Below are 11110 nucleotides of genomic sequence, written 5' to 3'. Positions count from 1 at the left end.
CCGTCAATGAGGCTCGGCCGCAGGGACTTCGCACGTCAGCGCGGGTATGACGGAGGGTTTCGCCACGAAGGTGCGCGGGCCTGCGACGCGTCAGTGGTGTGCACCAATGGCTGCCCCCGGAAGCGGAGTCGCCGTCGGATCAGTTCGGGCCGCGATCGGCGCGCAGCGACTTCAGGGCGAGCAGCAGTACGCCGATGTCATCGAGGTACACCGGGTCGGGCATCAGATCCACCGGCAGGACGAGGTAGGCGACAGCGGCCCAGAACGCCCAGGGGCGCCCCTCCGGCAGCCCCGCCCGCCGCAGGCTCCGGCGGGCGCGCACCAGCCGTACGAGCACGGCGACCGCCACGGCGAGCGTCGCCACCGCCAGGACCACGGCGACGACGAGCAGCGTCCATGCCTCTGCGCTCATGGGACCTCCCGGACGGTTCGCGCTCGCACGCGCTCTCCCCCCGTCTGCCCGGCCGCAGGGAGGTTCAGTCGCCGGACGTCATCCGCTCGGCCGCCGGCGCCGGCCCCGGCGGCGTACCGTCACCGAACGGGCGGCCGCCCAGCTCCGCACGGTGATGCGGCGTCACCCAGCCGGAGAGACCGGGCCCCAGCGGCACGATTCCGGTCGGATTGACGCCCGTGTGCACCCGGTAGTAGTGGCGCTTGATGTGGTCGAAGTCGACGGTGTCCCCGAAGCCGGGCGTCTGGTGGAGATCACGCGCGTACGCCCACAGCACGGGGTTCTCGGTCAGCTTCCACTGGTTGCACTTGAAGTGGCCGTGGTAGACCGCGTCGAAGCGCACCAGCGTGGTGAAGAGCCGGATGTCCGCCTCCGTGATGGTGTCCCCGACCAGATAGCGGTGGTCCGCGAGCCGCCGCGCCACCAGGTCCAGCCGCCGGAACACACCCCGGCACGCGTCCTCGTACTCACCCTGCCGGGTCGCGAAGCCCGCCCGGTACACCCCGTTGTTGACGTCGCGGTAGACGCCTTCCATCACCTCGTCGATCTCCGCGCGCAGCGGCTCCGGATACAGATCGGGCGCGCCGGGCCGGTGCAGCGCCTTCCACTCGGTGGCGAAGTCCAGCGTGATCCGCTGGTAGTCGTTGGTGACCAGCTTGCCGCTGGGCACGTCCACGATCGCCGGGACGCTGACTCCGCCGGAGTAGCCCCGCTCCCGCGCCTCGTAGGCCTCGCTGAGGTACCGGATGCCGAGTACCGGGTCGCGGCCTCCGGGGTCGAGGGTGAACCGCCAGCTGCGGTCGTCCTGGACCGGATCCGTGACGGCGAGGGACACGGCACCCTCCAGGCCGAGCAGCCGGCGTGAGACCAGCGCGCGGCTCGCCCACGGGCAGGCGCGGCTCACCACGAGCCGGTAGCGGCCGGCCTCGACGGGCCAGCCGTCCTTGCCGTCGGCCGTGACGCGGTCCGCGAAGTGGCTCTTCGCCCGCTTGAAGGGCTTCTTCCCGTACGCGGCGTTGCCGTCCGTGTCGTCGTGGGCGCGGCTCATCGTGACTTCCCTTCCCGGCGGGGGCCGGTGCCGGACGGTGTTCTGCTCGTACCGACGGAGAGCCTTCCCCGTCATCACCCGGGACTCCGCCGTCCGGCGCGCAGGCGGGTGAACCGCTCCTGCCGCCGGCTCCCCGAGGTTCCAGGAGAGCGCCCTCCTGAAACCTCAGGACGCCGCCCCCTACCGGCGCCCGGTCCACCTGCGCGGGTGACAGCGCGTGCCCGATCGCGAGGATCCCGGCGCCGGCCGCCGCCGCGTTCTCACCCGTACGGCTCGGCCCGGTCCGCAGCACGTGCGCCGCCGGCGGACGCGACCACCGGCGGACCGCCTCCCGTACGCCCGCGAGCAGCTGGTGGTGCTCGGCGGCCGTCCCCCCCGCCGAGCACCACCGGGTCCTCCCGCGCGGTGGGAGTCGCCCCGCCGATGCCCATCAGCGCCACCCGGCAGTACGAAGTCCCGAGTTCCACCCCGGTACCGGACACCGGAGGCTGGGACCCCTGTCGGTCCACAGCTCGGTCTCGTCCTCACGTCACCGCGGAACAACGCGTTCGACGTGGACGCCGTCGAGTTCCAGAGTCCCTGGTCTCCACGGCACATGACAGAGCATCGGCCCACCCGGGCGATCGTCACCGGGTGGGCCAGTGCTTCCCCCTCCCCCTCAGCGGGTGCCGACGGCCGCGCGCACGGCCCGCCGGGCCATCGCGCAGTCGTCGTGCAACCGCCGCAGCAGCAACCGCTGCTCCTCACCGGTCGACATCCCGCCGGCCGGGGCCTGCCCCGTCGCTCCGGTCACCGCAGGCGCCTCCCGCATGGTGCGCTGGACAGCGGTCTCGTACGTACGGATCTCCCGCGTCAGTACGAGCATCAGGTTCACCAGGAACGCGTCCCGCGCCGCGGTGCCCGGCGCCTGCGCCAGCTTGCTGATTTCACGCCGCGCCGCAGGAGCGTCGCCCAGCACCGCCCACAACGTCGCCAGGTCGTACCCCGGCAGGTACCAGCCCGCGTGCTCCCAGTCGACCAGGACGGGCCCGGCCGGCGACAGCAGGATGTTGGAGAGCAGCGCGTCGCCGTGACAGAACTGCCGCCTGCTCTGCCGCCCCCCGGTCGCCTGGGCGAAGCCGTGCAGAAGCTTCTGCAGGTCGTCGAGGTCCCGGTCGGTGAGCAGGCCCAGCGCGTGGTACCGGGAGATCCGCGAGGAGTAGTCGAGCGGCGTCTCGAAGACGTCGGCCGGCGGCTGCCACTCGTTGACCCGCTTGACCGCGCCGAGGACGGCCCGCAGATCGGCGCGCGGCGGCGCCTCGGCCGGATGCCGGGTGAGAGCGGCCACCCGGCCCGGCATCCGCTCGATCACCAGGGTGCAGTGGTCGGGGTCCGCCGCGATCAGCCGCGGCGCCCGCACCGGGGGACGATGCCGGACGAAGGTGCGATAAGAAGCTATTTCGTGACGGAACCTCTCCGTCCAGGCGGGGGAGTGGTCCAGTAAACACTTCGCGACCGCGGTGGTGCGGCCCGTGGTGCCGACGAGCAGTACGGACCGCCCGCTGCGGCGCAGTACCTGCACCGGGTTGAACTCCGGGCAGATCCGGTGCACCGAGGCGATGGCCATCCTCAGTTGCGCTCCCTGGGGGCCGGACAGGTCGAGTCTCCCGCTGAGCGGCGGGGAGCCCAGCCCTGCCGCTCGCCGGGTCCGGCCGGCGCCCAGCGGCGCTGCGCCGGCGTGATGGGGGTCGAGATACGGCCCGCTGCCCGTCGCCACGGGACGGTACGGCCGAGGCGGGGCGGACACGGAGGACGATGCTGTGTACATGGGCGATACAGATCCCTTCGCGCGCCGACGAGTTGCGTGCGCCGCCCGCCCCGGCAACCGGTCAACACCCTGGGGAATGCCGCTCGGTTGCCGGAGCGGGGTGGCGCTTTCTTACCTGACACCCGCCTGCGGGTGGCACACCATGTGGCGGACCCTGGCGAACCCTGGCGAATATTCCCACCGCATCTGACACGGGGTTACTGTCGAAATCAGCCGAGACCCTGGGGGCTTGATGTGACCGGAGAACCCAACACCCGCCTGGCAGACCTGTTCGGCCTCGCCGGCTGGTCCAAGGGCGAACTCGCGAGACTGGTGAACCGGCAGGCGGCGGCCATGGGCCATGCGCAGCTGGCGACCGACACCTCGCGCGTACGACGCTGGATCGACATGGGGGAAGCCCCACGTGATCCCGTGCCCAAAGTGCTGGCAGCTCTGTTCACCGAGCGACTCGGCCGTGTCGTGACCATCGAGGACCTCGGGTTCGACCGGCACGGGCGCACAGGAAAACGGCGGGACGTCAGGAGCGCAGAGAATCCCGACGGCCTTCCGTGGGCGCCCGAACGGACGGCGGCGGTCCTCACCGAATTCACGGGAATGGACCTCATGCTCAACCGACGCGGCTTGGTGGGCGCGGGCGCCGCGCTCGCCGCAGGCTCCGCACTCAGCAGCGCCATGCACGACTGGCTCCACACCGACCCCGCTCCGACGGTCGGCGCTCCACGCGCCGGCGCTTCCCTGCACGCCGACCCCGCCGGGTACGACCGCTACGAGGCCGCCCCCATCGGGTCGCAGGAGATCGAAGAACTCGAGCGTTCCGTCGAAGTGTTCCGTGCCTGGGACGCCGCCCGCGGCGGCGGTCTCCAGCGCAAGGCGGTGGTGGGCCAGCTCAACGAAGTGGGCGGCATGCTCGCCTACCATCACCCCGACCACCTCCAGCGTCGGCTGTGGGGCGTCGCCGCCAACCTGGCGGTCCTCGCCGGCTGGATGTCGCACGACGTCGGCCTCGAACCCACCGCCCAGAAGTACTTCGTCATCGCCGCCCACGCGGCCCGCGAGGGCGGCGACCGCCCCCGCGCGGGCGAAGCCCTCTCCCGGGCCGCCCGCCAGATGGTGCACCTCGGAAAGCCCGACGACGCCCTGGACCTGATGAAGCTCGCCAAGTCCGGATCCGGCGACGAGATGCTGCCCCGTACCCGCGCCATGCTGCACACCATCGAGGCCTGGGCGCAGGCGTCCCTGGGCCGAGGCCAGGCCATGCGGCGCACCCTGGGGGAGGCGGAGGAACTGTTCGTGTCGGACAAGGGCGATGGCCCGCCGCCGAGCTGGATGCAGATGTTCGACGAGGCCGACCTGCACGGGATGCAGGCGCTGGCCTTCCGTACGCTCGCGGAGCACGAGCCCGCAGCGGCGGTCGCGGCGCAGCGCCACGCCAAGCAGGCCCTCGATCTCCGGGCGGGCGGCAGGCAGCGGTCGAAGATCTTCGACTACCTCTCCCTGGCCTCCGCGTGCTTCATCGCGGACGACCCGGAACAGGCCGACCGGTACGCACGCCTCGCGCTGGTGTCGATGGGGGAGACCTCGTCGCACCGCACCTGGGACCGGCTGCGGCAGATGTACCGGCTCACCGGCCAGTACGCGGACTACCCGAAGATCGAGGACCTGCGCGAGGAGATTCAGCTGGTACTGCCCGCGAAGAAGACGAACAGGAGCGCCACCATCTAGAACCGGCCTCCCGCAACCGCTCCGCTCTACGCCGCGACCCGGGCGATCAGCACGCACGCGTCGTTCTCACGCTCCGCCTCGCCGAACTCCGCCACGACCAGCCGCACGCACTCCTGCGCGCTACGGGCCTCGGCGAAGCGCGGCGCGAGGTCCAGCAGCCTGGACGGACCGGCACCGTCGGTGGGGCTGCGGCGCGAGACCCCGTCGGTGTGCAGAACCAGCAGGTCACCGGGGCGCAGCTGAACCTCGACCTGTTCGTACGCGGCTCCGGACGTCGCTCCGAGCAGCACCCCTTCAGGCGGCGTCAGCGGGCGCCCCGTCCCGTCGCGGAACAGCAGCGGGGCGGGGTGGCCCGCCTGCGCCCAGGTCAGAAGCCGGGCGACCGGGTCGTAGCGGCAGCACATCACGCTGCCCAGCGCGGGCTGGGTCGAGGCTTCCAGCAGCTGGTTGAGGTGTCCCATCAGAGCACCGGGCTCGATGCCGGCCACGGCCATCCCGCGCACCGCTCCGAGCAGCATGGCCATCCCGGAGGTGGCGGCCACCCCGTGGCCGGTCAGGTCGCCCACGGTCAGCAGCGTCTGCCCGCCGGGCAGCTCCAGCGCGTCGTGCCAGTTCCCGCCGATCAGTGCGCTCGACGCGGACGGCAGGTAATGGGCGGCGAGGTCGAGCGCGGCGGGACCGCCGTGCGGGAGCCGCAGGGGACCGCGCCACGGCGGCAGTACGGTCTGCTGCAGCTCGACCGCGATCCGGTGCTCGGTCTGCGCGATGTGCTGTCGGCGCCGCAGTGAGTCACGGGTCTCGCTCACCGCGCGCCGGCTGCGGCGCACCTCGCTGACGTCCCGCAGCACGGCCCACATCGAGGCGGTGCAGCCGTCGGCGTCGAGCACCGGCTCGCCCATCATGTGCAGGGTCCGTACGGTGCGGTCGGCGCGCATGATACGGAACTCGCCGTCGATCGGCTTCCCGTCGACCAGGCAGTCCGTCACCATCGAGGTGAGGAACCCCTGGTCCTCGGGGAGGAGCACGGACGGCAGTTCGTCCAGCGACAGCGGGCCGTCCCCGGGCGGGCGGCCGAAGATCTCGTACAGCTCGTCGGACCAGTCCACCTCGTCGGTGAGGAGGTTCCACTCCGCGCTGCCGGCCCGGCTGAGTAACGACGTGCCCGGCGCGACGGGGGGCCCGTCGGCGGGCACCTCCTCGGGCTCGGGGGGCAGCCCGGCCTTGAGCTGCCCCAAGTGGGCGCCGAGGTCGTCGAGTTGGTGGACCGCCAGATCGCACAGGGCCCGCTGCCAGCGCCCGTGCGGATCCTCGTCCTCCACCACGACCGCGTCCCGGCGCACCGCGGCCACGTCGCCGCGCAGCCGACGGGTCTGCGAAATCAGCGCGTCGACAGAGCCCCGCCGGGGAGGCTGTGGCGCAGGGGAGTCCGCGAACAGATGGGACGGCATGTCGTACTCCGATACAGGCGCGGCCGGGCCAGCTCTGGTGGATGGACCGCTTACGACTGTGGCACAGCCGGGAAAGGCCCGTAAGGGATTCGGCAACACTCGATACGGTGGTGCTTCCGGCATATGCCATCGGCCTCGGTGGGCGCCCGGAGGGACGTCCACCCGCTTGCCGGGATGCCGGATGCACGAGAGGCCGCCCGGGATGTCAGGATAGAACCATGACGATCAAGGCTTACTTCGACATCACCATCAACGACCAGCCCGAGGGGCGGATCACCTTCAACCTGTTCGAGGACGTGGTTCCCGGCACGGCGGAGAACTTCCGCGCGCTGGCCACCGGCGAGAAGGGCTTCGGTTACGCCGGTTCTTCCTTCCACCGCATCATCCCGGGCTTCATGCTCCAGGGCGGCGACTTCACCCGGGGCGACGGCACCGGCGGCAAGAGCATCTACGGCGAGAAGTTCCCCGACGAGAACTTCAACCTCAAGCACGACAGGCCGGGCCTGCTGTCGATGGCCAACGCCGGCCCGAACAGCAACGGCTCCCAGTTCTTCATCACCACCGTGGTGACGTCGTGGCTGGACGGCAAGCACGTCGTGTTCGGCGAGGTCGCCGACCAGGCGAGCATGGACCTCGTCAAGAAGATCGAGGGCTACGGCACGTCCAACGGCAGCCCGAAGGCCAAGATCACCATCGCCGAGTCCGGCGTTCTCTGATCCCTTCCGCTCCCTGAGATCGTGAACCGGGGGCGCCGGCCGACGTCACGCGTCGGCCGGCGCCCCCGCGTTCGGCCCTGTCGAATGTGTTGTCCCTGTTTGCGTGGGAACGCGCAGGGAGGAAGCAGGTACGTCCCGATCGGAGAGCAGGGATCAGAATGTCCAACCCGCAACAGCCCGAACAGCGGCGCAGCGACAAGGGAGGCGCCACCCCGCAGGACAGCGCCGAACTCAAGGCCGGCCAGCCCGGCTCGGCGGGGAGTCACGGAAGCAAGCACGCCCACGGGACCGACAAGGGAGACAAGGGCGGCGGAGAGGGCGGCGGGACGCCTCCGGACCAGCAGCCCGACCACCCGTGACGCGCCCCCGTCCGTCAAGTCCGTGACCACGGCCCGAGAGGGAACGCGCAGGCGCCCGGACCCGCGGCCTACCCGCGGGTCCTGCGCACGCACTCGGTGACCACGGACCGCAGGTCTCCGCTGCGGTGCAGCAGATCGCGCTGGACGCGCGCCCCGTTTCCGCTCTTCAGCAGCGCCGCGAGGCCTTCCTGGACGGAAAGCACGTCCCCGCTGTCCTCCAGGGCGTCCCGGACATGTTCGAACAGTGCCCGCACCACCGCTTCGGCCGGTGCGGGGCGCATGGTGACGGGGTGGATCAGCTCCTCCTCCAGCCCCGACCGTCCGGCTCGCCAGGCGGCCAGCCGCAACAGGCCCACCCCGTGCCGCGCGGGCGGTTCGCCGGCCTGCCACTGCCGGGCCGCCGTCTCCACCAGGGCGCGGGCCAGCGTGGCCAGGAGTACCGTCGTGGAGGGGTCGAGGCACACGTCGGCCACCCGGATCTCGACGGTGGGGTAACGGTGCGAGAGCCGGGCGTCGAAGTAGATCATCCCCTGGTCCCGCAGCGCGCCGGTGCCGACCATGGCATCGATCTGCTCGTGGTACCGGTCGGCGCTGCCGAAGATCTCCACCGGTCCGGCGGAGGGCCACCGGCCCCACACCCTGCTGCGATAACTGCTGTACTTGCTGTCCTTGCCCTGCCAGAAGGGGGAGTTCGCACTCAGCGCGAGCAGCACGGACAGCCACGGCCGGATCCGGTCCAGGACGGCGACGCCCTCCTCGTCGGAGTCCACCGACACGTGGACATGGCAACCGCACGTCAGCTGTTCCTGTGTGGTCAGTCCGAACTGTTCCTCCAGCCACTGGTAGCGCTCACCGCTTCCGATGGCCGGGCTGACCGGCAGCGGCGACGTGGCCAGGGCCACGACGGCCGCGCCCAGGCCTTCGGCGTGGCGCGCGGCCTCCGCCCGCCAGCGGATGATCTCCTCCGCGAGATCCCCCATGCCGGTCTGCGGCCGGGTGCCGAACTCCAGTTGCTGACGGTGCAGCTCGGCCTCGAAGACCTCGGCCTCCTTGCCGCCCTCCCGGGACACCGAGGCCAGTACCGCCGCGGACAACGCCTGCGGCTCGCCGGTCCGCGAGTCCACCAGGAGGAGCTCCTCCTCCACTCCGACACTACGCACGTCGTCTGCCTCTCTGCGGCCGGCCGGATGGGAGCCGGGGCGCAATGCTGTGTATCCACTGATGCACCGCACCACGGCTCACGTCATGAGGAAGCAGACGGGCCACGATGCGGCTCCTCTGTCCCTGCCCTCCATCGGAGGCTTGATGCAGACGATCTCACCGCCTCCCCGTGAGCGGCGCAGGCCGGTGAACCCGAGTACGGCGAAGACCGCGACCACCACCGGTCCGACGGTCATGAAGACGGCTTCCGGGCCGGTGAGCGGCACCACGTGCGTGAACGTGGAGAGCAGGAGCGCCGGACAGGACACCGCGTCGACCGAGGCGACGGCCGCGGCGGGGCCTGCGGGGACCCGTGGACGGCGGGCGACGAGTGCGAGTACGGCGGCCCCGCCCGGGCGGAACCGTTGTCCCGGGTGGGCGCCCTGTCGTGGGGGGTGGCGTCGGCCCCGCAGGCTCAGTCGGCTCGACTTCGCCCTCCTGGCGGACACCTCAGCGCATCGGGGCGCCCGTGCCGGGCACCTCGAGCGGAGGGGTGCTCTCCTCGCGCAGGTCATCCGGCCACAGGTGACAGGGCCGGTGAGCGCGGCCGCCGCGGTCGTCCTGCCGGCCCTGGGATGAACGGCCCGCTCCCGGCCGGCCGTCGGCCGGCCCCGGTGGACTCCCTTGCCGGAGCCGAGGGTGAAGGTCCGGGCCCATACGGGCGACGGGCGGCGCCGTCGGCTCAACAAGAGGTGCCGGAAGGCCGACGCGGTGGGGATCCTGAGTCACTCCCTCCGAGGAAAGGTTCAACGATGCTGGAGCGCAGCCGACGTAAGAAGCACACCGAGATCACCTTCGTCATCCCGGCGGGCCAGGCCTGCGGGCAGGTCAGCGTGGTCGGCGACTTCAACGACTGGCAGCCGGGAACCCACCCCCTCACGGAGCGGGCGGACGGCACCCGCTCCGTCACCGTCACCCTCCCCAGGGAACAGCGCTACGGCTTCCGCTACCTCGCCCACGGTGACTACTGGTTCAACGACGGCCACGCCGACGACCAGGACGGTCACAACAGCATCGTCCACACCTGACAGCACGCCGTGGCATGCGCCGGGGCGGCGTCCGAAGGCCTCGCGGCACAGCGCCCCGTTCACCCCGCACCGGCATCGGCGACGCCGAGGGCGCGCATCACGAAGAGCAGGGTGCGGGCCACCGCCGCACCGACCCGGTCGCCGGCCGGCAGGGCGGACCGCTGGGTCGCCAGACCCGGTCGTCCCCCGGAAGAACGTCCGCCCGGGCGGGACCGGATAACGGCGCGAGCGTGGGGTACCCGCCGCGCAGGAGTGGATCGATCGGGCGGCTCTGTGGGCCGTCCGCAGAGGAAAGGTCCTGTCATGACTACTCAGCACCGCACGGCGTCGAGCGCCCGGACCCCTGTGCAGCAGGCCGCGCTGCTGGTGGGCGCGGTCTTCCTGCTGGTGGGCGTCCTCGGGTTCGTCCCCGGCATCACCACCGACTACGACACGATGAAGTTCGCCGAGCACCACTCCGAGGCCAAGCTGCTCGGTGTGTTCCAGGTGTCCGTCCTGCACAACATCGTGCACCTGCTGTTCGGCGTCGCCGGTGTGGCCATGGCCCGCGCCGCGTCCACCGCCCGCACGTACCTCATCGGCGGCGGTGCCGTCTACCTGGTGCTGTGGCTGTACGGCCTGTTCATCGACTTCGACAGCGCGGCCAACTTCGTCCCCTTCAACACGGCCGACAACTGGCTGCACTTGTTCCTGGGCCTGGGCATGATCGCCCTCGGCGTCCTGCTCACCCGCCGCACCCGCACCGGCGTGACGAGGTAACCGGGGCGGACGACTCGGGACGTCCCCGTACCTCCGGCGAGGCGGCCGGTCCGGTTCATCGCGAGACAGGTGGGAGGTGCGTGTCACACATGATCACTGTGGGTGTCGAGGAGGAGTATCTGCTGCTCGATCCGGGCACGGGCCTGCCGGTGCCGCTGGCCGAGGAGGTGCGGGGGTCGTCGGGGCTGGAGCCGGTGGTGGGCCGGGGGGAGGTGCAGGCCGAGCTGTTGCAGGCGCAGGTGGAGGTGGCCACTCCGGTGTGTACGGATCTGGAGGAGGTGGGGGGTCATCTGCTGCGGCTGCGTCATGCGGTGGGTGCGGCGGCCGAAGAGTTCGGGTGCCGGCTGGCGACGTGTGCGGCGGCGCCGTTTCGGCGGGCGGCGCCGGTGCCGGTGAGCCGCAGGCCGCGGTATCTGGCGATGGAGTCGCAGGCTCCGCAGCTGGTCGCGGAGCAGCTGATCAACGGGATGCATGTGCATGCGGCCGTGCCCGATCCGCAGATGGGTGTGGCTGTGGTGAACCGGATCCGGGTGTGGCTGCCGGTGCTGGTGGCGATGTCGGCGAACTCGCCG

General features: G+C 71.5%; 12 protein-coding genes. 6 read left to right on the top strand and 6 right to left on the bottom strand.

Translation table 11 applies throughout. The features are described 5' to 3' along the window. Nucleotides 1-139 precede the first annotated feature (139 nt). The 3 genes from ABD374_RS11905 to ABD374_RS11895 form a co-directional block, all read right to left on the bottom strand. On the bottom strand, nucleotides 140-412 hold the full coding sequence (locus tag ABD374_RS11905; protein WP_344494297.1) for a DUF1232 domain-containing protein: 273 nt from the start codon (nucleotides 410-412) through the stop codon (nucleotides 140-142). 64 nt (nucleotides 413-476) lie between these two features. Beyond that, nucleotides 477-1499, bottom strand: a complete 1023-nt coding sequence (locus ABD374_RS11900; protein ID WP_344494295.1) for a glutathione S-transferase family protein — start codon at nucleotides 1497-1499, stop codon at nucleotides 477-479. Nucleotides 1500-2157: 658 nt separating this feature from the next. Further along, nucleotides 2158-3306, bottom strand: a complete 1149-nt coding sequence (locus ABD374_RS11895; RefSeq protein WP_344494293.1) for an aminoglycoside phosphotransferase family protein — start codon at nucleotides 3304-3306, stop codon at nucleotides 2158-2160. A 234-nt stretch (nucleotides 3307-3540) separates the two neighbouring features. On the opposite strand from ABD374_RS11895, the gene ABD374_RS11890 reads away from it, so the two are divergent. Then, nucleotides 3541-5028, top strand: a complete 1488-nt coding sequence (locus tag ABD374_RS11890; protein WP_344494291.1) for a DNA-binding protein NsdB — start codon at nucleotides 3541-3543, stop codon at nucleotides 5026-5028. Nucleotides 5029-5054: 26 nt separating this feature from the next. Here ABD374_RS11890 and ABD374_RS11885 read toward each other — a convergent pair whose 3' ends face one another. Then, nucleotides 5055-6476, bottom strand: a complete 1422-nt coding sequence (locus tag ABD374_RS11885; RefSeq protein ID WP_344494289.1) for a PP2C family protein-serine/threonine phosphatase — start codon at nucleotides 6474-6476, stop codon at nucleotides 5055-5057. 218 nt (nucleotides 6477-6694) lie between these two features. Between ABD374_RS11885 and ABD374_RS11880 the strand changes: the two genes are divergently transcribed. Continuing rightward, complete coding sequence (locus ABD374_RS11880) at nucleotides 6695-7192, top strand: peptidylprolyl isomerase (protein ID WP_344494286.1); 498 nt, start codon at nucleotides 6695-6697, stop codon at nucleotides 7190-7192. A gap of 158 nt (nucleotides 7193-7350) precedes the next feature. Next, nucleotides 7351-7551: a hypothetical protein gene (locus ABD374_RS11875; protein WP_344494284.1), complete on the top strand. Its 201-nt coding sequence runs from the start codon at nucleotides 7351-7353 to the stop codon at nucleotides 7549-7551. A gap of 68 nt (nucleotides 7552-7619) precedes the next feature. Here the strand turns inward: ABD374_RS11875 and ABD374_RS11870 are convergent, their stop codons facing one another. Together ABD374_RS11870 and ABD374_RS11865 are read right to left on the bottom strand one after the other, a co-directional pair. Then, nucleotides 7620-8711, bottom strand: coding sequence for a glutamate--cysteine ligase 2 (locus ABD374_RS11870; RefSeq protein ID WP_344494282.1), 1092 nt, complete (start codon nucleotides 8709-8711; stop codon nucleotides 7620-7622). Between the two features lie 78 nt (nucleotides 8712-8789). After that, a complete protein-coding gene (locus ABD374_RS11865) occupies nucleotides 8790-9200 on the bottom strand; it encodes a hypothetical protein (RefSeq protein ID WP_344494280.1) in 411 nt (136 codons plus the stop codon). 303 nt (nucleotides 9201-9503) lie between these two features. Here ABD374_RS11865 and ABD374_RS11860 point away from each other — a divergent pair, with 303 nt between their 5' ends. The 3 genes from ABD374_RS11860 to ABD374_RS11850 form a co-directional block, all read left to right on the top strand. Next, nucleotides 9504-9779: an isoamylase early set domain-containing protein gene (locus ABD374_RS11860; protein ID WP_344494279.1), complete on the top strand. Its 276-nt coding sequence runs from the start codon at nucleotides 9504-9506 to the stop codon at nucleotides 9777-9779. A gap of 303 nt (nucleotides 9780-10082) precedes the next feature. After that, on the top strand, nucleotides 10083-10538 hold the full coding sequence (locus tag ABD374_RS11855) for a DUF4383 domain-containing protein (RefSeq protein ID WP_344494277.1): 456 nt from the start codon (nucleotides 10083-10085) through the stop codon (nucleotides 10536-10538). A gap of 89 nt (nucleotides 10539-10627) precedes the next feature. After that, the coding region (locus ABD374_RS11850) for a carboxylate-amine ligase (RefSeq protein WP_344494275.1) at nucleotides 10628-11110 on the top strand (483 nt) is incomplete at its 3' end.

It is taken from the genome of Streptomyces enissocaesilis, from assembly GCF_039533765.1.
In the GTDB taxonomy this organism is placed as follows: Bacteria; Actinomycetota; Actinomycetes; order Streptomycetales; family Streptomycetaceae; genus Streptomyces; species Streptomyces enissocaesilis.
The sequence above is the reverse complement of the archived record's forward strand: the minus strand, read 5'-3'. Positions and strand labels throughout refer to the sequence as shown.